At 68.4% G+C, this 22421-nt stretch carries 20 protein-coding genes; 10 read left to right on the plus strand and 10 right to left on the minus strand.

From position 1 onward, the window contains the following. Positions 1–234: 234 nt before the first annotated feature. The 5 genes from AB0O71_RS05485 to AB0O71_RS05505 all read left to right on the plus strand — a co-directional run bounded on the left by AB0O71_RS05485 (position 235) and on the right by AB0O71_RS05505 (position 5342). Entirely contained in the window at positions 235–1605 is a 1371-nt protein-coding gene (locus AB0O71_RS05485) for a glutamine synthetase family protein (RefSeq protein ID WP_363742998.1), read from the plus strand. After that, positions 1586–2395, plus strand: a complete 810-nt coding sequence (locus tag AB0O71_RS05490; protein ID WP_363743000.1) for a gamma-glutamyl-gamma-aminobutyrate hydrolase family protein — start codon at positions 1586–1588, stop codon at positions 2393–2395. Before AB0O71_RS05485 ends, AB0O71_RS05490 begins: the two co-directional genes overlap by 20 nt. Then, on the plus strand, positions 2392–3747 hold the full coding sequence (locus AB0O71_RS05495; protein ID WP_363743002.1) for an aldehyde dehydrogenase family protein: 1356 nt from the start codon (positions 2392–2394) through the stop codon (positions 3745–3747). Before AB0O71_RS05490 ends, AB0O71_RS05495 begins: the two co-directional genes overlap by 4 nt. Before the next feature lie 64 nt (positions 3748–3811). Further along, entirely contained in the window at positions 3812–4603 is a 792-nt protein-coding gene (locus AB0O71_RS05500; protein ID WP_363743004.1) for a 3-oxoacyl-ACP reductase, read from the plus strand. A 10-nt stretch (positions 4604–4613) separates the two neighbouring features. Beyond that, positions 4614–5342: an FCD domain-containing protein gene (locus AB0O71_RS05505; protein ID WP_363743006.1), complete on the plus strand. Its 729-nt coding sequence runs from the start codon at positions 4614–4616 to the stop codon at positions 5340–5342. Between the two features lie 25 nt (positions 5343–5367). Here AB0O71_RS05505 and AB0O71_RS05510 read toward each other — a convergent pair whose 3' ends face one another. Both AB0O71_RS05510 and trmB read right to left on the minus strand, forming a co-directional pair. Continuing rightward, positions 5368–6327: a nitronate monooxygenase gene (locus tag AB0O71_RS05510; protein ID WP_363743008.1), complete on the minus strand. Its 960-nt coding sequence runs from the start codon at positions 6325–6327 to the stop codon at positions 5368–5370. 10 nt (positions 6328–6337) lie between these two features. After that, positions 6338–7090, minus strand: a complete 753-nt coding sequence (gene trmB / locus AB0O71_RS05515; RefSeq protein WP_363743010.1) for a tRNA (guanosine(46)-N7)-methyltransferase TrmB — start codon at positions 7088–7090, stop codon at positions 6338–6340. A gap of 164 nt (positions 7091–7254) precedes the next feature. Here trmB and aroQ point away from each other — a divergent pair, with 164 nt between their 5' ends. Further along, positions 7255–7695 carry a type II 3-dehydroquinate dehydratase gene (gene aroQ, locus AB0O71_RS05520; RefSeq protein ID WP_090150624.1) on the plus strand — a complete coding sequence of 147 codons (441 nt, stop codon included), beginning with the start codon at positions 7255–7257 and terminating at the stop codon, positions 7693–7695. 22 nt (positions 7696–7717) lie between these two features. Here the strand turns inward: aroQ and AB0O71_RS05525 are convergent, their stop codons facing one another. Together AB0O71_RS05525 and AB0O71_RS05530 are read right to left on the minus strand one after the other, a co-directional pair. Continuing rightward, positions 7718–8608, minus strand: a complete 891-nt coding sequence (locus AB0O71_RS05525) for a CPBP family intramembrane glutamic endopeptidase (protein WP_363743121.1) — start codon at positions 8606–8608, stop codon at positions 7718–7720. A 32-nt stretch (positions 8609–8640) separates the two neighbouring features. Then, entirely contained in the window at positions 8641–9027 is a 387-nt protein-coding gene (locus AB0O71_RS05530; protein WP_363743013.1) for a hypothetical protein, read from the minus strand. A gap of 67 nt (positions 9028–9094) precedes the next feature. Between AB0O71_RS05530 and AB0O71_RS05535 the strand changes: the two genes are divergently transcribed. After that, positions 9095–11449 (plus strand): excinuclease ABC subunit UvrA, encoded by a 2355-nt coding sequence (locus AB0O71_RS05535; protein WP_363743015.1) that lies wholly within the window; start codon positions 9095–9097, stop codon positions 11447–11449. Positions 11450–11475: 26 nt separating this feature from the next. On the opposite strand, the gene AB0O71_RS05540 is transcribed toward AB0O71_RS05535, so the two are convergent. Continuing rightward, positions 11476–12486, minus strand: coding sequence for a TIGR00730 family Rossman fold protein (locus tag AB0O71_RS05540; protein WP_363743123.1), 1011 nt, complete (start codon positions 12484–12486; stop codon positions 11476–11478). An 86-nt stretch (positions 12487–12572) separates the two neighbouring features. On the opposite strand from AB0O71_RS05540, the gene AB0O71_RS05545 reads away from it, so the two are divergent. After that, on the plus strand, positions 12573–14030 hold the full coding sequence (locus AB0O71_RS05545) for an RNB domain-containing ribonuclease (RefSeq protein ID WP_363743017.1): 1458 nt from the start codon (positions 12573–12575) through the stop codon (positions 14028–14030). A 3-nt stretch (positions 14031–14033) separates the two neighbouring features. On the opposite strand, the gene ispG is transcribed toward AB0O71_RS05545, so the two are convergent. The 5 genes from ispG to rsmI all read right to left on the minus strand — a co-directional run bounded on the left by ispG (position 14034) and on the right by rsmI (position 19864). Then, entirely contained in the window at positions 14034–15164 is a 1131-nt protein-coding gene (ispG, locus tag AB0O71_RS05550) for a flavodoxin-dependent (E)-4-hydroxy-3-methylbut-2-enyl-diphosphate synthase (protein WP_363743125.1), read from the minus strand. Between the two features lie 98 nt (positions 15165–15262). Then, entirely contained in the window at positions 15263–16657 is a 1395-nt protein-coding gene (locus tag AB0O71_RS05555) for a site-2 protease family protein (protein WP_363743019.1), read from the minus strand. A gap of 97 nt (positions 16658–16754) precedes the next feature. Next, entirely contained in the window at positions 16755–17843 is a 1089-nt protein-coding gene (gene dxr / locus AB0O71_RS05560) for a 1-deoxy-D-xylulose-5-phosphate reductoisomerase (RefSeq protein ID WP_363743021.1), read from the minus strand. A 9-nt stretch (positions 17844–17852) separates the two neighbouring features. Further along, entirely contained in the window at positions 17853–18896 is a 1044-nt protein-coding gene (locus AB0O71_RS05565) for an FKBP-type peptidyl-prolyl cis-trans isomerase (RefSeq protein ID WP_363743023.1), read from the minus strand. Between the two features lie 149 nt (positions 18897–19045). After that, a complete protein-coding gene (rsmI, locus tag AB0O71_RS05570) occupies positions 19046–19864 on the minus strand; it encodes a 16S rRNA (cytidine(1402)-2'-O)-methyltransferase (protein WP_363743025.1) in 819 nt (272 codons plus the stop codon). A 102-nt stretch (positions 19865–19966) separates the two neighbouring features. Here rsmI and AB0O71_RS05575 point away from each other — a divergent pair, with 102 nt between their 5' ends. Beyond that, a complete protein-coding gene (locus AB0O71_RS05575) occupies positions 19967–21049 on the plus strand; it encodes a thioredoxin domain-containing protein (RefSeq protein WP_363743027.1) in 1083 nt (360 codons plus the stop codon). A gap of 23 nt (positions 21050–21072) precedes the next feature. Further along, positions 21073–22365, plus strand: coding sequence for an MFS transporter (locus AB0O71_RS05580; RefSeq protein WP_363743029.1), 1293 nt, complete (start codon positions 21073–21075; stop codon positions 22363–22365). The last annotated feature ends 56 nt before the right edge of the window (positions 22366–22421 follow it).

Here is a 22421-nt window from a genome sequence, read left to right on the forward strand (position 1 = left end):
GCGGTGCATGTCCCGACGCTGTGAGTCGGCTGAGCGGTCTGCCACTGCCGACTATAGCGAGCTATTGGTCGTTCGCAACAACCTTTATCAAATTGGTCGCGCGGGCGACTTGCGTTCTCACCTCGGCTTCGTGATGTAATGGTCTTGAAACCGACCTTTCCCCGCTGATGACGTGCGGGGCATCCATCGGTGGAGCACGCAATCTCATCTCGACGACGAGCACCAGGAGAGCACATGATTCCCGCCAGCGGCAACCTCACCCCCGAAGAACTCCGTGGAGCGGTCGCCGCAGGCGAGATCGACACCGTCATCGTCGCATTCACCGACATGCAGGGCCGCCTGGTAGGGAAACGGGTCTCGGCCAGGCTCTTCCTCGAAGACGTGATGGCGCACGGCGCCGAGTGCTGCAACTATCTGCTCGCGGTCGACGTCGAGCTCAATACGGTCGACGGCTACGCCCTCACCAGCTGGGAGAGCGGCTACGGCGACATGGCGATGATCCCCGACCTCGACACGCTGAGACGCATGCCGTGGCTGCCGGGCACGGCCCTCGTCATGGCCGATCTCACACTCGCCAGCGACCACTCCCCCATCTCCGTGTCTCCGCGCCAGATCTTGAAGCACCAGATCGACCGCCTCGCCGCACACGACCTCGTGCCCTTCATCGGCACCGAGCTCGAGTTTCTCGTCTTCGACGACGACTACCGCAGCGCCTGGCGCAACGGATACCGCGACCTCACACCGGCGAGCGACTACAACACGGACTACGCACTGCAGGGCTCCACCCGCATCGAGCCGCTGCTGCGCGACATCCGCAACTCGATGGACGCCGCTGGCATGTACTGCGAGGGCGTCAAGGGCGAGTGCAACCTCGGGCAGCAGGAGATCGCCTTTCGCTACACGCACGCACTGCCGACGTGCGACAACCACTCGATCTACAAGAGCGGATCGAAGGAGATCGCCGAGAAGCACGGCAAGAGCATCACGTTCATGGCGAAGTTCAACGAACGCGAGGGCAACAGCTGCCACGTGCACGCGAGCCTGCGCACCACGGCGGGCGACCCCGTCTTCGCCGACGACGACGCTCCCGATGGCATGTCGCAGACGTTCCGTCACTTCATAGCGGGGCAACTCGCGGCGATGCGCGAATTCACGCTGCTCTACGCGCCCAACATCAACTCGTACAAGCGGTACGTCGACGGCAGCTTCGCACCCACCGCTGTCGCGTGGGGCCACGACAACCGCACCTGCGCACTGCGGGTGGTGGGGCGCGGTCAGGGCATGCGCGTCGAGAACCGCGTGCCGGGCGGCGACGTGAATCAGTACCTGGCGGTCGCGGGCATGCTGGGATCAGGCCTCGCCGGCATCGAGCAGAAGCTCGAGCTCGGTGAACCGCTGCGAGGCAATGCCTACACCAGCGACGTCGACCGGGTCCCCACGACCCTGCACGAGGCGGCCGACCTCTTCGAGCAGTCGGCGCTCGCGCGCGAGATCTTCGGCGACGATGTGGTCGAGCACTACACCCACGCGGCCCGCGTGGAAGTGCGGGCGTACAACGCCGCCGTCACGGATTGGGAGCGGGTCCGTGGCTTCGAACGACTCTGACACGCCGGCTCCGCCGCTCATCGGCATCACGAGCTACCTCGAGCAGGCTCAAACGGGGGTCTGGGATGTCCCGGCCTCCTTTCTCCCGCAGGTGTATCTCGATGCCGTCACCGACGTGGGCGGCGTCGCACTCGTGCTGCCCCCGCAACCGGTCGCGCCTGGTGTCGCTCGGGGCATCGTCTCTCGGCTCGACGGGCTCATCCTCTCGGGCGGGGCCGACGTCGATCCCGCACGTTACCGGGCGGACCCCCACGAGCGCACCGGAGCTCCGCGCACCGATCGCGACGCCTTCGAGGCAGCATTGCTCGAAGCCGCGATCGACGCCGGGCTCCCCCTGCTCGGCATCTGCCGGGGAGCGCAGGTCATCAACGTCGAGCTCGGGGGCACCCTGATCCAGCACCTGCCCGACCTGGTGGGCGATGATCGGTACCAGGCGGGCCAGGGCGTCTTCACCGAGATCGACGTCGAGGTCGATGCGGAATCGCGTATCGGCGAGCTGCTCAGCGACGACCGCACCGCCCGCGCTCATCTGTATCACCACCAGGCCATCGACGCGCTCGCCGATGGCCTGACCGCTACGAGCCGCACCGACGACGGAATCATCGAATCGATCGAGATCGACGCCCTGCCGTTCGGAGTCGCGGTGCAGTGGCATCCCGAAGAGAACCGCGAGGATCGCCGACTCTTCGCCGGGCTCGTCGCCGCTGCGGCGCAGTATCGTGCGTCGCGCGACGGCGGTGCGCTCTCCCCCATTCCGCCGACCGAGCACGCACCGAAGGAGCAGCCGTGAGCTACACCGTCATCAATCCAGCAACCGGAGAAGCCGTCACCGAAGTCGCTCATCTCGACGTCGAGGCGACCGACACCGCGATCGCGGCCGCGGCCCGCGCGCAACGAGACTGGGCGACCGTTGCCCCGGCCGACCGCGCCCGCGTACTGCGCCGCTTCGCCGACGCAGTCGACGCCGACGTCGAGCACCTCGCTCAGCTCGAGACCACCAATTCCGGACACCCCATCACCCAGTCGCGGTGGGAGGCCGGGCACGTGCGCGACGTGCTCGAGTACTACTCGGGAGCGCCCGAGCGGCTCATCGGGCAGCAGATTCCGGTAGCGGGAGGAATGAACGTCACGTTTCACGAGCCGCTCGGCGTGGTGGGCGTCATCACGCCCTGGAACTTCCCGATGACCATCGCCTCGTGGGGCTTCGCCCCCGCGCTCGCCGCCGGCAACGCGGTGGTGCTGAAGCCGGCCGAGTGGACTCCGCTCACGAGCCTGCGGCTCGGCGAGCTCGCGCTCGAAGCGGGGCTGCCCGAGGGCCTCTTCCAGGTGCTGGCCGGGCGCGGTTCGGTCGTCGGCGAACGTTTCGTGACGAATCCGTCGGTGCGCAAGGTCGTCTTCACGGGGTCGACCGAGGTCGGCAAGCGCATCATGGCGGGGTGCGCCGATCAGGTGAAGCGGGTGACCCTCGAACTCGGCGGCAAGAGCGCCAACATCGTCTTCGCCGACGCCGACATCGAGCGCGCCGCGGCGACCGCCCCCTACTCCGTGTTCGACAACGCCGGTCAGGATTGCTGCGCCCGCAGCCGACTGCTCGTGCAGCGCAGCGTATACGACCGCTTCATGGAGCACTTCGAGCAGGCGGTGCGGGGCGTGCAGGTCGGCGATCCGACGCTCGAATCGACGGAGGTCGGTCCCCTCGTCACGCAGGCGCACCGCGAGAGCGTCGCCGGCTTCCTCACCGACGATGTGCCGGTCGCCTTCCGGGGATCCTGCCCCGACGGGCCGGGTGCGTGGTTCGCTCCCACGGTGGTCACTCCCGAGCGAAACTCGCGCATCGCCACCGAAGAGGTGTTCGGCCCGGTGGTGTCGGTACTTCCGTTCGACGACGAGGCCGACGCGCTGCACCTCGCGAACGATTCCGATTTCGGCCTGAGCGGTTCAATCTGGACCTCGGATCTCGGCCGGGGCATCCGTGTCGCCCGCGGCGTCGAGGGCGGCAACCTCTCGGTGAACTCGCACTCGTCCGTGCGGTACTCCACCCCCTTCGGCGGCTTCAAGCAGTCGGGTCTCGGGCGCGAGCTCGGACCGGACGCCGCTGAGCACTTCACCGAGACGAAGAACGTGTTCTTCGCGAGCGAGTGATCGCGGCGCCCGCCATCCCCTGCATCTCCCCTCTGTACCCCGCATTCCTCAGGAAGGAACCGCCATGAGCGACATCACCCCCATCGACCTCACGCAGCGCCTGGCCGGCAAGGTCGCCGTCATCACCGGCGGCGGCAGCGGCATCGGTCTCGCCACCGCGCGGCGCATGCGCGCCGAGGGAGCACGAATCGTCATCGGCGACATGGATGAGACGAGTGGCGAGGCGGCAGCAGCGGCAGTCGATGGGCTGTTCGTCAAGGTGAACGTGACCGACGAGGCTCAGGTCAATCACCTGTTCGACACCGCGGCCCGCGAGTACGGTTCGGTGGACATCGCGTTCAACAACGCCGGCATTTCGCCCGACGACGACGACTCGATCGAGATCACCGAACTGCCGGCGTGGGAGAAGGTGCAGGATGTGAACCTGAAGAGCGTCTACCTCTGCTCGCGGGCGGCGCTGCGACACATGACGGCTCAGGGATCCGGATCGATCATCAACACCGCCTCGTTCGTCGCGATCATGGGTTCGGCCACCTCTCAGATCTCGTACACCGCCTCGAAGGGCGGCGTGCTCGCGATGACGCGCGAGCTCGGCGTGCAGTTCGCCCGCCAGGGCATCCGAGTGAACGCGCTCTGCCCGGGGCCCGTGAACACGCCGCTGCTGCAGGAGCTCTTCGCGAAGGATCCGGAGCGCGCCGCCCGGCGCCTCGTGCACGTGCCCGTCGGCCGCTTCGCTCAGCCGGAGGAGCTCGCCGCATCCGTCGCCTTCCTGGCGAGCGACGACGCCTCGTTCATCACGGCATCGACGTTTTTGGTCGATGGCGGGCTTACCAGCGCCTACACCACCCCGCTCTAGGGGACGCGGCATGGCGGAGTCGACGGAAGGCATCGAACTGCTCATCAGAGCGGCAAGGCCCACCAACGCGTACGAGGAGACGATGCAGCGACTGCTCCAGTCGATTCGCCTCGGCATGATCGGCCCCGGCGAGCGGCTTCCGGCAGAGCGGGATCTCGCAACCATGCTCAAGGTGAGCCGCGACACCGTGCGCGAGGCCCTGGCGACGTTGGCGGAGGCGGGATACGTCGTCTCCCGTCGCGGCCGGTACGGCGGCACCTTCGTCGTCGAGCGAATACCCCAGGGCTCGGCGCTCGGCGGCTCAGCCACGATGCCGGGCGCCGCAGAAGTGGAAGACGTCACCACGCTGCGCCGGGTACTCGAGGTGGGCGCCGCGCGGGAGGCCGCCGGTCGCGATCTTTCGGCAGAGGAACGGGCCGCGCTTGCCCACACACTCGAGGAGTGCTCGGGCTCGAATGCGGCCGATCACCGGCGGCTCGACTCCCGCCTCCATCTGCTGATCGCCGAACTCTCCGGCTCCACGAGCCTCGTACCGCTCGTCGCCAACCTGCGCACGCGCGTCAATGCGCTGCTCGAAGCGATTCCGATGCTGCAGCCCAACATCGTGCACTCGAACGATCAGCACGAAGCGATCGTGTCGGCGATTCTCGCCGGGCGACCGCAGTCGGCGGCGGAGGCGATGCTCGAGCACGTCGAAGGCTCCTCCGCGCTGCTGCGCGGGTTCCTCACGAGGCACTGACGAGGACGGCCGCGTTCCACACCGCTCAGCGCAGGCTCGCGATGACTTCCGCCGCTGGTCGCACGCGCGTGAGATGCCCGACCCCTTCGCCGGCATCGACGGGAACGATCGAGTAATCGCCCGCCGCTGCGGCGGCCGCGAACGCGGAGCGCGCCTCGGCGTCGCTCGCGAGTTCGTCCTCGCGCCCATGCCACTGATCGATGAAGGGCGTGCGCAGCAGCCGCTCCGGAAAGCGCTCCGGCCAGGGCCGCTCGAGCGCCACATCGTAGACCCGGGTGACCAGCGTGTCGGCGGCGGCTCCCCGGAGCAGCGCGTCACGAGCCGGTGGCGGGGTCAGCGCCTCCTCGCACGCGGCGAATGCGGTGCCGACCCACACTCCCGCGGCGCCGGCATCGAGCATCCTGGCCACGTCGCTCGACGTGCTGATCGCCCCTGCTGCGAGCACCGGAGCGTCGACGGCGGCGATGATCTCCGCGAGCAGCGCATCCCGCGGGTGCTGATGATCGCCGTGACCGCCGCCCTCCCGGCCGCGGGCGACGATCGCATCCACGCCGGCGGCCGCGGCGCCCATCGCCTCGTCGACCGTCGCCGTCTGCGTCACGGCGATGGCACCGGAGGCGTGCACCCGTTCGACCCACGACGTGTCGGCGTGCGCGTCGCCCCATTCGCCGAAGCTCACGGAGACGAGCGCTGGCCCTGCGGCGAGCGCGCGCTCGAACAGCTCGGGATCCCGCGCGATGCCCCAGGCGACCAGCCCGATGCCGAACGGCGCTCCATCGGCGCCGATTCCGTCTCCGAGAGCCCCGAGCTCCCGTTCGAGTGCGGTGACGGAACCCGCACTGCCCATGCCGATCATCCCGAGCCCGCCTGCTCGCGACACGGCGGCGGCGAGTCGTCCGCCCGCGACGCCACCCATCGGGGCGCACACGATCGGGGCTGACAGCCCCTGGGAACGGGCCCAGCCGGTGAGTCTGCCGTTATTCATGCCGCCCAGGCTACCGCCCTGCGCGACGATACGTCAGGTCGCGGATCCGGCGATCCTTGTCGATGCCCTTCTCCTCGAACGCGGTGAGGATGCGCCCGTCGAAGCGATCGGCCCACTCCCCCGAGAAGTCGCGCTCGAAGCCCTCGGCGGCATCGAGCACCTGTCGCATGTGCTCGGCGTAGTTCTCCCAGTCCGTCGCGAGCCGCAGCACGCCGCCGGGCCGCAGCGCGCGACGGGCCACGCGCGCGAAGTCATCATTCACCAGACGCCGTTTGTGGTGTCGCACCTTCTTCCACGGGTCTGGGAAGAACACCCAGATCTCGTCGACCGAGCCTGCTGGCAGGTACTTCTCGAGCAGTTCCGGCGCGTTCACCTCTGCGAGGCGCAGGTTCTCGACGCCCGCCACCTCTGCCCGGATGATGGTGCGGGCCAGCCCTGCGCGGAACACCTCGATCGCGAGGAAGTTCGTGTCCGGCCGGGTCTGCGATGCGTGCAGGATCGCATGCCCCTGCCCGGACCCCACCTCCACGATGAGCGGCGCCGTCCGCCCGAAGATCTGCTCCGGGTCGCCGGTCTCCCCATCGGCGACGCTCGTGGCCGCCGGGCCGTGCGCGATGTCGAGCACGTACTTCTGATGGTGGTCGGCCCACGCGCGCTCCTGCGACGGGGTCATGCGGCCGCTCCGACGCACGAACGACACGGGCTTCTCCCGGAACGTCGTCGGGTCGAAGCTCTTGGGCGGAAGTGGCTGCTGCTCGGTCACCCCATAACGGTAGTCGCGGCTGCGGCCGGGGGCAAAGCGGGATGGCGCCGTCGCGAAGCGGGAGAGCCGGGAGCGGAGCAGGTTGGCCGGGAGCGGAGCAGGATCAGCCCGCCGCTAGCATGGAACCGACTGCATCGACCCGTGGCCGAGCGAAGGAGCGCAACATGACCGGACGAATCCTGCTGGTGAACGGACCGAACCTCAACCTGCTCGGAACGCGCGAGCCGGAGATCTACGGGTCGGCGACGCTCGCCGACGTCGAATCGCTGGTCACGCGGGCGGCGCGGGACTTCTCGCTGGAGGTGCGCGCGGTGCAGAGCAACCACGAGGGCGAGATCATCGACGCGATTCACGCGGCGCGCGAGGACTGCGCGGCGATCGTGATCAACCCCGGCGCCTTCACGCACACCTCGATCGCGATCCGCGACGCGATCTCGGGCGTCGCGCTGCCCACCGCCGAGGTGCACATCTCCAACGTGCACGCCCGCGAGGCCTTCCGTCAGCACTCCTACCTCTCCGACATCGCCGCATGCGTCATCGTGGGCTGCGGGGTGCAGGGGTACGAGTTCGCGGTGCGCAGGATCGCGTCACTGCTGGCCGAGTAACCGGGGCCCGGCCCTCGGGCGACTACGGAGCCGTGGGGAACCAATCGAAGACGGCCGGCTGGTGCGCGTGCACGAGCACGGCGAACACGACCGCGTCGAAGAGCAGGTGCACGGTCACCACGTATGACAGCGAACGGGTCCGCAGGTAGATGATGCCCTGGATCAGTGCGAACGGAATCGTGAGCAGCGGCCCCCACGAGCGGTACCCGAGCTCCCAGAGGAACGACACGAAGACGACCATCTGCAGCAGATTCGCCAGCCACACCGGGAAGTGCCGCAGCAGCACGGCGAACACTGTGCAGATGAAGAACAGCTCGTCCCAGATCCCGACGGCGCCCACGCCGACGAACAGGCGCGCTACCAGGTCAGGGGTGTCGACGACCGGCCAGTTCGCGTACACGCCGGAGGAGATGAAGTACCAGGGCAGAATCAACCAGGCGAGCACGATCACGGCCACCAGCCAGGCCCAGTGATACTTGCCCCAGCGCTCGCCTCGCGCGGATCCGGCTCCGCGCCAGGGAAAACTCGTAGCACGATCGCGGTAGACGAAGCGTGACACGACGTAGGGCACCGCGACCGCCCCGCCGAGCGCGAGCGTGAACTTCACCATCGACCAGTTGTCGAGGTGGGCTGCGAGCGGGATCAGACGGACGACCGCGAGCCCCATGACGATGAGCGAGAGGTCGCGCAGCAGGGACGGCGGTCGGCGCGACTGGTGCGGCTCGAAGCGCAGGTTCATGCGCGCGGGTGGTGCAGCTTGCCCCTGCCGCGCACGACCCGCGAGCGCGGCCAGCGCAAGCCCGATGACGCCGAGGGCGATCCCCGCCCAGATCCAATGGAGTACGAACCACGTCGGCGCCATCGCGCAGACGCAGACGGCTGCCGCGATCGCGAGGGCGGTCGGGCGCGGCATCGCGACGCGCTGCGCGGTTTCTGGAGCTGGCATCAGAGGAAACGGCTGCGCACGGGACCGGGGGCCTCGGTCAACGGCACGAGCCGATCGTCGATGGGAAACGGCACGCGGAACGAAGCGACAGCGGCCCCGATATCGCCGAAGTCGTCTTCCTTCACCCCGATGCCGGCAGGTGACACCTCCACGATCCGCGCGCGGATCCAGCTCCCGTCATCGGTGCGCAACGCGTAGATGTCGGCGAGATACCCGATTCCGAGCTCGTCGAGCAGTTCCTCGGCCGCGAGCCAGTCGACGGGCTGCGGCGTTCGCGGGCGGCCCAGGAGGTCATAGGGCACGAATCCGTCGCTTTCCGGTTCGATCCAGCCCACGAGCTCGCGGTCCTCTCGGCGGTGAGCGATCCAGCTCTCGGGGAGGGTCATACCGCGAGCCTAGCAATCGATCGGTGAACGAGCAGCGGATGTCGGCGGCTCGCACTACTCTGACTGCATGACCCCCACGCACATCGCAGATTCGCACGACCGCATCCGCGTGCAGGGCGCGCGCGAGCACAATCTCAAGAACGTCAGCGTCGATCTGCCGAAGCGACGGCTCACCGCGTTCACGGGCGTATCGGGATCGGGCAAGAGCTCGCTGGTCTTCGGAACCATCGCTGCAGAGTCGCAGCGCTTGATCAACGAGACCTACAGCGCATTCGTGCAGGGGTTCATGCCATCGCAGAGCCGACCGGACGTCGACGTGCTCGAGGGGCTCACCACGGCGATCATCGTCGATCAGGAGCGCATGGGGGCCAACCCGCGCTCGACCGTCGGTACCGCGACCGACGTGAACGCGATGCTCCGCATCATCTTCTCTCGTCTCGGCAGCCCGCATATCGGATCACCGAATGCGTTCTCGTTCAACGTCGCCTCGATCAGCGGCGCTGGGGCGGTCACCATGGAGAAGGGCGGCAAGCAGGTGAAGGAGCGGCGCAGCTTCGAGATCCTGGGGGGCATGTGCCCCACCTGCGAGGGGCGCGGCTCCGTGAGCGATTTCGCCCTCGACGAGCTCTACGACGCCGAGCTCTCGCTCGCAGCGGGGTCGCTCAAGGTTCCGGGGTTCAGCATGGACGGCTGGTACGGGCGCATCTTCGCGGCGCTGCTTCCGATGGATACGCCGATCCGAGATTTCACGGCCGAGCAGATCCACCTGCTGCTCCACGAAGAGCCGCGCAAGATCAAGGCCGACGGCGTGAACGTCACCTACGAGGGGCTCATTCCCCGCATTCAGAAGTCGATGCTCTCGAAGGACCGCGAGGCGATGCAGCCGCACATCCGGGCATTCGTGGATCGCGCGATCGTCTTCCGTGCCTGTCCCGACTGCGCGGGCACGCGGTTGAATGCCACCGCGCGCTCCTCGAAGATCTCGGGGAAGTCGATCGCCGACGTCTGCGCGATGCAGATCACCGATCTCGCGGAGTGGGTGCGCGGCATCGAAGACTCGGGCATCGCTCCGCTCGTGGAGAAGCTCGTCGAGACCCTCGATTCGTTCGTGCAGATCGGGCTCGGCTATCTGAGTCTCGACCGCCCGACCGGCACGCTCTCGGGAGGCGAGTCGCAGCGCACGAAGATGATTCGCCACCTCGGCTCCCCCATCACCGACGCGACCTACGTGTTTGACGAGCCGTCGATCGGCCTGCATCCCCACGATATTCAGCGCATGAATCAGCTGCTGCTCAAGCTGCGCGACAAGGGCAACACGGTACTCGTCGTCGAGCACAAGCCCGAGATGATCGCGATTGCCGACCACGTGGTCGATCTCGGTCCCCGGGCGGGTATCGACGGGGGCGAGATCTGCTTCGAGGGCACGGTCGAGGCGCTGCGGGCATCCGGAACGCTGACGGGCACGCACCTCGATGACCGAGCGAGACTCAAGGGTTCCGTGCGCGCTGCACGCGGTGCGCTCGAGATCAGAAGCGCCGATCGCCACAACCTGCGCAGCATCAACGTCGATGTGCCGCTCGGCGTGCTGTGCGCGGTGACCGGCGTCGCGGGGTCAGGCAAGAGCACGCTCATCGGCAACTACATCGCGAATCGTGACGACGTCGTCGCAGTAGACCAGGGGGCGATCAAGGGATCGCGGCGCTCGAATCCGGCGACCTACACCGGCCTGCTCGACCCGGTGCGCACCGCGTTCGCGAAGGCGAACGGCGTAAAACCGGCGCTCTTCAGCGCGAACTCGGAGGGCGCCTGCCCCGAGTGCAAGGGCGCCGGGATCATCTTCACCGATCTGGGCATGATGGCGACGATGGAAAGCGTGTGCGAAGTGTGCGAGGGCAGACGCTTCGCGGCGGCCGTCCTGGAGTACACGTTCGGCGGCAAGAACATCGCCGAGGTGCTCGAACTGTCGATTGCGCAAGCGCAACAGTTCTTCTCAGCTGCGGAGACGAAGATCCCCAAGGCCTCCAAGATTCTGGACCGCCTGGTCGACGTCGGCATCGGGTACATCAAGCTCGGTCAGCCGCTCTCCACCCTTTCCGGCGGCGAGCGCCAGCGACTCAAACTCGCCATTCGCATGTTCGAAGACGCCGACGTCTACGTGCTCGACGAACCCACCACCGGATTGCACCTTGCCGACGTCGAGCAATTGCTCGCCCTGCTCGACCGGCTCGTCGACGCGGGCAAGAGCGTCATCGTCATCGAACACCACCAGGCGGTGATGGCGCACGCCGACTGGATCATCGATCTCGGGCCGGGCGCCGGCCTGCAGGGTGGCACGGTTGTATTCGAGGGGACGCCGACCGATCTCGTCGAAGGCCGCACCACGCTCACGGGCGAGCACCTCGCGGCATACGTCGGCGCGTAGCCCCGCGCCCGGCGCCCTGCGCGCGGCTACCGCGGTGCAGACTCCAATTCGTTCAGGGCGCGGATCAACCGGTACAGGTCGCCCACGGCGCGCCGCCTGGGTGTGAGCACCAGTCGCGGCAGGTCGAGCACGTCGTCATCTTCGAACTCCACGGCGAGCGGCTCCGTGCGGGTGATCTCGCCAACCTCGCAGAGCCCGGAGAATCGCTCGTTGATATCCGCCAGCTCCGCATCGCTCGGCTCGGAACGCACGCGCAGCACGAGCTGTTCTCTCTGCCACCTCAACGAGTCGTAGTTGCGCCAGAACCCGGTCACTTCGGCAATCGCCGCCTCCGGCGAATCGGTGACGAGCACGCGATCGAGGTCGTCGACCGCGATGAGCCCGGCGCCCGCGAGCTCCTCAGTGACGAACCGGGCGAATCCCTGCCAGTACGTGCCACCGGCGCGATCGAGCAGCACGATGGGCATGGGCTCCATCTTGCCGGTCTGCTGCAGCGTCAAGAGTTCGAACGTCTCATCCATGGTGCCGAAGCCGCCAGGAAGGCAGATGAACCCTCGCGATTCCTTCACCAGCATGAGCTTGCGCGTGAAGAAGTACTTCATTGCAATGCGGTGCCCGTCATCGGCGGCGACATCGAGTGGTGTCTCCTCGAACGGCAGTTGGATCGAGATGCCGAGTGAACGCTCAGGCCCCGCCCCCGTCGCTGCCGCCTCCATGATTCCCGGCCCCGCCCCGGTCACCACCATCCAGCCGAGCTCGGCAAGACCGCGCGCCGCAGCCTCGGCGCCGACCCACAGGGGGTCATGAGACTGGGTACGCGCCGATCCGAAGATCGTGACCTTGGGCACGCCCCTGAAGGGCGCGAACAGACGAAACGCGGCGCGCATCTCTTCGATCGCCGTCGCCGAGATCTTCAGGTCCAGTCGCACGGCGCCGTCCTGACCCAGCCCGACACCGGTCTCGAGAATGCGGCGAATCAGGCCGCGCTGACCGGTGATGCCGGCCTCGGAGATCACCGCGTCGAGTCGCTCGCGCATCGCTGCGGCCTGCGTATCATCTGAGTGTTGCTGCTTCGCGGTCGTCACGCTCACAGTCTACGAGCGCAGCGCACTAGGCTGGCCGCATGCCGAATCGGCGCGCCCACCTCTCCCCGCAGACCGCTCACGGACAGCTCGCGGCGGCGCTCGCCGAGCTTCGAACAGCGAACGAGCTCCCCCACGATTTCCCCGCGGATGCGCTGGCGGAGGCCGCATCCGCTGACACGACCGTCCCCGACAGCGACCTGCGGCATCTCCCGTTCGTGACGCTCGATCCGCCGGGGTCGAAGGACCTCGACCAGGCCTTCCACATCGAGCGCGCCGGGGACGGATACCTGGTGCGGTATGCGATCGCCGACCTGCCGGGATTCGTGCGGCCGGGCGGCGCGCTCGATCGCGAGGCGCGACGGCGCGGCCAGACCCTGTATCTGCCCGACGGACGCATTCCACTGCACCCCGCTGCGCTCAGCGAGGGGCGTGCCTCGCTGCTCCCGGGCGTCGATCGTGTCGCCTACGTGTGGTCGCTCGGGCTGGATGCGAGCGGGGCGGCCACCCACGCGAGCGTCGAGCGCGCACGCGTCTGCTCCCGAGCACAGCTCGAGTATCCGTCGGCGCAGGCCGCCGTCGACGCGGGTACCGCCGATGGCCTGCTCGAACTTCTCCGCACCGTCGGAGTGCTTCGCGCGGAGCAGGAACGCTTGCGCGGGGGTGCGAGTCTGAATATGCCCGACGAGGAGATCGTGCGCGAACCCGACGGGTATCGCATCGTGCGGAGTTTTGCGCTCCCCATCGAGGAGTGGAACGCCCAGCTCTCGCTCCTCACCGGTATGGCCGCCGGGCGCATGATGCTCGACGCCCGCGTCGGCATTCTGCGCACGATGCCCGCGCCCGACGCCGGCGCGCTCGCGGCGTTCCGAGCACGTGTTGCCGCACTGGGGCACCCCTGGCCCGATGCGACGAGCTACGGCGAATACTTGCAGCACCTCGACCACGCGTCGCCCACGACTCCCGGTGTGCTGCAGGCAGCGGCATCGCTCTTTCGGGGGGCCGACTACACGCCCTTCGATGGGGAGATACCGCAGCAGACGCTGCAGGCTGCGATCGCCGCGCCGTACGCGCACGTCACCGCTCCGCTGCGCCGCCTGGTGGATCGCTGGGGGCTCGTGATCTGCGCCGCGATCTGCGCCGACGAGCCGATCCCGGGGTGGACTCGCGATTCGCTCCACGAGCTGCCGGCACTCATGCGCACCTCGAACCAGCGCGCGGGCCAACTCGGATCGCAGGCGCTCGACCGCGTCGAGGCCGCGCTGCTGCGCGACCGCGTGGGCGAGGTGTTCCCTGCGATCGTGGTCGAGGTGCGCGGCGAACGCGCTCGGGTGCAACTCGACGATCCGGCGGTCACCGCGCAGGTCGCCGCAGCCGGATACACCGCTGGAACGCGCGTGGACGTGCGGGTCGTCGCGGCAGACGTCGCAAGCGGCACCATCGAGCTCGCACCGATCACCGACGATGCCGGAGAACCCGCCGCGATCACCGCTGCGTGAGCGCTACGCCGTCACGACCTCAAGAGTGCCCGAACCCTCGGAGGCGGGCATCTCGGCCGCGAGCCGATTCGCCTCCTCGATGAGCGTCGCGACGATTTCGTGCTCCGGGACGGTCTTGATGACTTCGCCCTTGACGAAGATCTGCCCTTTGCCGTTTCCCGAGGCGACACCGAGATCGGCTTCGCGCGCCTCGCCGGGGCCGTTCACCACGCACCCCATGACGGCGACGCGCAGCGGCACGCTCATGCCCTCGAGACCCTTCGTGACCTCTTCGGCGAGCGTGTAGACATCGACTTGCGCTCGCCCGCACGAGGGGCACGAGACGATCTCGAGTTTGCGCTCTCGCAGGTTCAGCGACTGCAGAATCTGCAGGCCCACCTTCACCTCTTCGACGGGCGGGGCCGACAGGGACACGCGGATCGTGTCACCGATGCCTTCGGAGAGCAGGATGCCGAACGCGGTGGCGCTCTTGATCGTGCCCTGGAACGCCGGGCCGGCCTCGGTCACGCCCAGATGGAGAGGCCAGTCGCCCCGCTCGGCGAGCTGGCGATACGCCTTGACCATCACGATCGGGTCGTTGTGCTTCACGGAGATCTTGAAGTCGTGGAAGTCGTGCTCCTCGAAGAGCGACGCTTCCCACACCGCACTCTCGACGAGAGCCTCGGGTGTCGCCTTCCCGTACTTCTCGAGCAGTCGCGGGTCGAGCGATCCGGCGTTCACGCCGATGCGCAGCGAGACTCCCGCAGCCTTCGCGCGGCGGGCGATCTCGCCGACCTGGTCGTCGAATTTGCGGATGTTGCCGGGGTTCACGCGCACAGCTGCGCAGCCCGCATCGATGGCGGCGTACACGTAGTTCGGCTGGAAATGGATGTCGGCGATGACCGGGATCTGGCTCTTCATCGCGATGATGGGGAGCGCCTCGGCGTCATCACGGCTGGGACACGCGACGCGCACGATATCGCAGCCGGATGCCGTGAGTTCGGCGATCTGCTGCAGGGTCGCGTTGATGTCGGTGGTGGGCGTCGTGGTCATCGACTGCACCGACACGGGAGCAGTGCCCCCGACGGTGACCGAACCCACCTTGATGGCGCGGGACTTGCGCCGCGGCGCGAGCACTTCGACGGTCTGCGGCATTCCCAAGTTGACTGCTGGCACGAATCGAGTCTACTCGCGCCGCCTGCGAGCGAGACGCGAGCACGCCAGCGCTCACCCACGGAGCTCGCGCAGTCGCGCTATCCGAACAACGAGACCGGCTTCACGATGTCGGCGTACACGAGCAGCACGGTCATCGCGCCGAGCACGATGGCCACCGCCATGGTCACCGGCACCATCTTGGCCGTATCGATCGGGCCCGGATCGGGCTTGCGGCGCAGCTTTGCGAGGCCCCGCTTCAGCCATTCATACACCGCGCCGACCACGTGGCCGCCGTCGAGCGGGAGGAGCGGCACCAGGTTGAAGACGAACAGCGCGACATTCAGCGAGCCGAGCAGACCGATCATCGTCTGCGCACGGGCGGCCACCGGGGCATCGTCGAGACTGACGATCTCACCGGCCATGCGACCGACACCCACGACGCTGATCGGCCCGTTCGGGTCACGAGCCTCGCTCCCGAACGCGGCGTTCCACACGTCGACCATGCGCTCGGGCATGCGGATGACGATGCCCGCTACGCGCTGCACGTTCTCCCCGACGAATGCGGGCACCGCCGTGATCGGCTGCGCCACGTTCTCCGTCGCCGGAACCGCGCCGATCATGCCGACCGATTCCGTCTGCACGGCGCCGTCGGCATCGGTCACGGCGTTCCCATCGGCGTCGGTCACCGTGCGTGCGTTGACCACCGGTTCCAGGGTCAGGGTCCGCTGCGCGCCGCCGCGCTCGATCTCGACGGTGAGCGCCTCGCCCGGCGATTCCCCGATGATGGTGCGGAACTGGTTCCAGCTGGTGATCTGAGTTTCGTCGACGGAGATGACGCGGTCTCCGGGGCGCAGACCGGCCGCGGCTGCCGGCGCCGCCGGGTCGCCGCTGCCGCAGGCGGTCGCATTGCTCTCCGCGGGCACGAGGCACTCGTTGACCTGGCCCAGGGTCGTGCTGTTCTGCGGCGTTCCGAAGCCGACGAGCACGATCGCGAAGAACACGAATGCCAGCACGAGGTTCATCACCGGCCCGCCCAGCATGATGATGATCTTCTTCCAGGGCGGGAGCCGATAGAACGTGCGGTGATCCTCCCCCGCCCCGATCGTCTCGGCGCTCGCGAGCCGCGCATCTTCGACCACCGCGGCCATCCCGCGCTTCGGTTCGGCGTCGGTCGCGCCGAACGACGTGCCCTCCTGCACGACCGAATTCAGAAACCCGGTCGTCGACGCCCGCGCCGGGGCTCCCGGCTTCTCCGGCGGGTACATTCCCGTCATCGCGACGTAGCCGCCCAGCGGGATCAGCTTCACGCCGTATTCGGTCTCGCCCTTGCGCTTCGACCAGATCGTGCGCCCGAACCCCAGCATGTACTGCGTCACCTTGACGCCGAAGAGCTTGGCGGGAACCAAGTGCCCGATTTCGTGCAGGCCGATGGAGACGGCAAGACCGACCACGAAGATCAGAATGCCGAGCACGTAGAGCAATACCTCAGTCACTTGCTCAGGCTACTGCGCACCGCTGGGGAGTTTCGGGGAGGCGCCGATGCCGCGGCCATCGAGAGTGAACGATGAGGATCGCCCCGAGCACCCCGGGTCAGCGTTCCCGGGCAGTGATTGCCTGCTGCGCCCGTTCGCGAGCCCAGCGCTCGGCCTCGGCAAGGGACTCGAGCGTCAACTGCGCCGGAGTCTCGTGCGCCTCGACCACCTGCCGTACGATATCGACGATGTCGAGGAAGCCGATGCGCCCGGCATGGAACGCATCGACCGCCTCCTCATTCACGGCGTTGTAGACGGCCGGGTACGTGAGCCGGGCGCGCCCGACCTCCTTGGCCAGGTCGACGGCCGGAAAGGCGGCGGAGTCGAGAGGCTCGAATTCCCACGACGTCGCCGACCGCCAGTCGAGCGGCACGCCGACGTTGCCCATGCGATCCGGCCACGAGAGCCCGAGTGCGATCGGCAGACGCATGTCGGGCGGTGAAGCCTGAGCGATGGTCGAGCCGTCGATGAACTCCACCATCGAGTGCACCACGGACTGCGGGTGCACGACCACCTCGATGTCGCCGTAGGAGACGCCGAAGAGCAGGTGCGCCTCGATCACCTCGAGGCCCTTGTTCACGAGTGTCGCCGAGTTCGTGGTGACCACGCGGCCCATGTTCCACGTCGGATGGGTCATCGCCTCGGCGGGCGTCACATCGCGCAACTGCTCCCGCGTGCGGCCGCGAAACGGACCGCCCGACGCGGTGAGAATCAACCGGCGCACCTCATCGCGGCTGCCCGACCGCAGTGCCTGCGCGATCGCGGAGTGCTCGGAGTCGACGGGAACGATCTGCCCAGGGGCGGCGAGCCCGGTCACGAGATCGCCGCCGACGATGAGGGACTCCTTGTTCGCGAGCGCGAGGGTGCGCCCCGCTTCGAGTGCCGCGACGGTCGGGCCGAGCCCCACCGAACCCGTGATGCCGTTGAGCACGAGGTCGGCCTGCACGTCGTGGATCAACTGCACCGCGGCATCGGCACCGAGCGCCGTGTGCTCGACGTTGAACTCGTCAGCTTGCTCGCGCACGCGATCCGCCTGGCTCCCGGCGACCAGACCTGACACCTGGTACTTGGCCGGATGCTTGCGGATCACGTCGAGCGCCTGCTCCCCGATCGATCCGGTGGAGCCGAGGATGATGACGCGCTTCATCGCTCCAGGCTACTCGGCGGGCGCGTCCGCGTGCACGGTTCCGAGGATGTCGAGCACGAATACCATGACGTCATCGCCCTCGTGGCCCTGCTGTTTGAGCGTCGCGGCGCCGTAGCCGCCGTCTTCGGCCGGCACGACGGAGATGACCTGCGAGCCGACCTTCTGGCCCTCGAGCGCCTCTTGGAAGCCGCCGATGACCTGTGTCGTGAGGAAGTCGGTGGGCTCGCCGCGGCTCCAGCTCGAGTCGAACTCCTCGCCGGTGCGCCAGATGACGCCACGGTAGTTCACGTACACGCGATCGCCGGGCTGCACTTCTTCGCCGTCGCCCTCGATAAGAGTGGCAATCTCAAGGCTGTCGGGCGCTTCGAGGCCCTCGGGGATCGTGATCGTCGGCTCGCCGTTCTCGGCGAGCTTGACCGTCGGGAATCCTTCGGGCGCGTCGACCTTCGTGCCCTCCGCCTTCGCGAGCAGTTCGTCGCTCTCCAGCGTTCCGGGCTCGCCCGTCGCGGCGGCTGCATCGCCCGCGTCGGTGATCTCGCCGAACTCCATCACGATGACGAGCGAGTCGTCGGCGGTGACGTTCTCGAACCCGGTCTGCTCGGGAGGCGTCTCGCCGAAGACGTCGGCGTACGGCGCCGTGAGGGCGATCTGCTCGCCCGCAGTCGCGCAGCGGAGCCCGTCGTAGGCCCACTCCGCGAGCCCCGCCTGCTCGACCGGGATCGCGCTCGCGGGCAGCTGCTGGAGCGCTGAGCCGTCGGCGCCGCTGAAGAGCGTCATGGAGGTGAGTACCGACTGCCCCTCCTCGACGACGTCGCCCTCGCCCTCCTGCAGCACCGAGCGCTGCATCTCATCGGCCGTCACCGGCGTATCCGACGTGAGCTCGAGGTCTTCACCGACCGAACCCGATACCGTGACGTTCTCGCTGGCGGAGCCGGAAGCGAGGCAGTCGGTGCCAGAGGCGTCGGCGTCCGCTGATCCACCGCCGTTCGAGCAGCCGACGAGGAGCAGTGCGCCTACGAGGGCGGCGGGGGCGATGGCGCGCGTCAGTTTCACAGTGATTGGAGTCCTTCAAGTCGCGAGGAGCCGCGCCCGTTTCAATCCGCAGCGGAGTACGACGGGTGCGCGGCCATGAATGCCATTCGAGTATGGCGCATTGCACTGCCCAGCGGCTGGGAAGGCTCCGACCTTCCGCTGTACGACGGTCACCCGCGATCGGCGAGTGCAGCGGCGTACAGTTCGCGAGACGACAGGCCGGTGGCTTCGGCAACGGCGCGCGTCGCATCTTTCAGACGCTCACCCCCGCGCACGCGATCCTGCACCTCCGCGAGCGCCGACGCGGGCGATACGGCTTCCTCGACCGCGCCGCTGACGACGACGACGATCTCGCCCCGCACGCCATCAGCCGCCCACTCGGCGAGATCGCGCAACCCGCCTCGGCGCACCTCCTCGTGCAGCTTCGTGAGTTCGCGGCACACGGCTGCCTTCCGGTCGTCGCCGAACGCGTCGGCCAGATCGCCGAGCGACGCTGCCAGCCGTGTGGGAGCTTCGAAGAAGACCAGCGTTCGCTGCTCGGCGGCGAGCGCCCGAACGGCTCGCGACCGCTCCCCCGATTTGCGGGGCAAGAACCCTTCGAATGCGAAGCGATCGGTCGGCAGGCCTGCGACGGCGAGCGCGGTGATGACCGCGCTCGGGCCGGGAATCGCGCTCACCGCAACGCCGCGTTCGGCGGCGAGCTGCACGACGCGGAACCCCGGATCCGAGACCGTCGGCATGCCGGCATCGCTGACCAGCACGACGTCTTCAGTCGCTGCGCGATCGACCAGCGCCGCCGCGCGCTCGTGCTCGTTGTGGTCGTGCAGCGCGATGAGCTCGGGCCGATTCTCGATGCCGAGCAGTCTGAGCAGCTGGGCGGTGTGGCGCGTATCCTCCGCAGCCACCACGGTCGCCTCCTCGAAGGTGCTGCGCAGGCGCGCAGAAGCGTCACCGAGATTTCCGATCGGAGTCGCCGCGAGAAGGATCATGCGTCAATCGTAGGCGGATGGCCACCGCCCGCATGCCACGACCCCGGTGGCCGTGCTCGTGACGCACGAGCGTACGTTGACGCCTGCTGCCAGAATGAACCCATGACCGATCCGCAGCAGCCAGCGCCCGCTCCGCCCCACCCGTACGCGACCGGAGGAACATCGGCAGTGCAGCCGCGAGGAGGCGGCGGGCTTTCGACGGCGGCGATGGCGCTCGGTCTCGCGGGGCTGGTCACCGTGATCATCTCGGCGCTCTACTGGGGACTCGGCGCGATACTCGGCGGGCTGCTCGGCATCACCGCTGTCGCGCTCGGCATCTTCGGCGTGATCTCCCGGAGGCGACGGGTTCCGGCGATCGTGGGAATCGCTTCCGGCGCGCTCGCGCTCGGAGTCGCTCTGGTGCTCGGCGTGGTCTCCGCGGTGACATTCGCGGGCTCCCTCACCGATCCCTCTGGCGCCGCGGCGGGCGCGCCGAGCGCGCACGACGAGGCGCAGGGCTCGGAGGAGGCGATGCCGTGGCCCGAGAACATGGCAACCGGCGGCATCGTGTTCGATCGCGACGGCATCGTTCGCTCGCAGGTGCCGGCTTCCGGCACTCCCGGGACCGCTGCCGGCGGCGGCGCGGCGCATTCGCTTCGCGTGTACGTCGATTACCGCTGCCCCTCGTGCGCCGTGTTCGAAGCGGCTAACGGCGAGCTCCTCGAGCAACTGATCGAGAGCGGTCAGGCCACTGTGGAGATCACTCCGCTCACGTTCCTCGATCGCATCTCCCCCGACCAATACTCGTCTCGCGCCTCGGCGACCATGGCGTGCGTCGCGGACGCGCAGCCCGAGGCGGCGTGGCAGGTGCACCGCCACCTGTTCGATCCCTCGGTGCAGCCAGCGGAGACGGCGGGCGGGATCGACAATGGCGCCCTCATCGATGCGGTCGACGAGGCGGCGGACGGCGCGAACGACGAGGTGCGATCCTGCATCGAATCCGAGAGGTTCGTTCCCTTCGCCCAGGCGCTCAACGGCTGGGTCTTCGACACCCCCGTCCCCGGCGCGGAGGATCCGCAGCTCACCGTGACCGGCACGCCCTTCGTCGTCGTCGACGGCGTCCCCTTCACCGGTTCTCCCGACGACGCCCCGGCGTTCGCCGACTTCCTCGCGGAGCAGGGTCTCGCCGTCGGCTCAGTCTCATGACCCGCTGCTAGACTCGGTCGGCTATGCATCAGACGAGCGAGCACCCGGTTCCCCAGACGTCACCCCGCGGGGCGACGCTCCTGAGCCGAACGGGCAAACTGTACTTCCCGCTCGCGCTCGTCTCGCGCCTGCCATTCGCGATGATGGTGATCGGCGTGCTCACGCTCGTCGTCTCGGCGCGCGGCTCGGTCGAACTCGGCGGACTGAACTCCGCGATGGTCGGCTTGGGCGTCGCCTGCTTCGGCCCGCTCATCGGCGCCGCCGCCGACCGCTACGGGCAGCGCCCCACCCTGCTCGTCGCAGCCATCGCGAACAGCGCGCTGCTCGGCGCGCTCGCCTGGATCGCGTTCAGCCCGCTGCCGACATGGGTGCTGTTCGTCGGCTCGTTCCTCGCAGGCGCCACGGTGCCCCAGACGTCGCCCATGTCTCGATCGCGCCTGGTCGCGATCGTCGCGCACGATCTGCCCGCGCAGCGTCGGCCCCGGGTACTGTCGAACGTGCTCGCCTACGAATCGGCCGCAGACGAGGTCATTTTCGTCTTCGGGCCGGTGATCGTGGGCGTGCTCGCGACCACGATCGGCGCCTGGGCGCCGATCGCCGGTGCTGCGGTGCTCACGCTGCTCTTCGTCACCGCATTCGCGCTGCACCGCACGAGCGCCCCGGCGCAATCTGCGGAACAGCGCGCGGCCGGGCTGTCCCCGGCATCCGAGCTCGCGCGCCCCGCGCTCCTCGTGACCGTATTCGGCATCGTGACCGTCGGGCTCTTCTTCGGTTCGATGCTCACCTCGCTCACGTCCTTCATGCAGGATCGGGGCGACCCAGAGAGCGCCGGGCTCATCTACGGGGCAATGGGCGTCGGATCCGCGATCTTCGCGATCGGTGTCGCGGCGCTTCCGCCGCGCTTCTCGCTCCGCGCCCGCTGGCCGGTGTTCGCCGTGTGCATCGTGGCGGGCACCGTACTGCTGCAGTGGGCCCACGACGTACCGTCGATGCTGCTGAGCCTCGCGATCATGGGCATCGGAGTCGGGCCACTGCTGGTCACGCTCTATAGTTTCGGCGCCGCTCGCAGCCCGATCGGTCGATCCGCGACGGTCATGACCATGCTGGGATCCGGCCTCATGGTGGGTCAATCTGCAGCGGCAGCGCTGACCGGTGTCATCGCCACTGATTTCGGAACGCGCGCCGCCCTCGCGCTGCCGCTCGCGGCGGCCGCGCTGGCGCTCGGAGCCGGGGCGATCAACTGGTGGTTGAGCGGCGCCGGCGATCGCGCGGGGCGCGGCCCGAACACGGCTCCAGTGACGCTCGGCGCGGAATAGCGTACCCCTCACCGGCGTTGCACTGAAGGCCGGTATTGCCACCTGAAGGGGTGGAA

This window comes from Leucobacter sp. NPDC077196, from assembly GCF_040687075.1.
Lineage (GTDB): Bacteria > Actinomycetota > Actinomycetes > Actinomycetales > Microbacteriaceae > Leucobacter.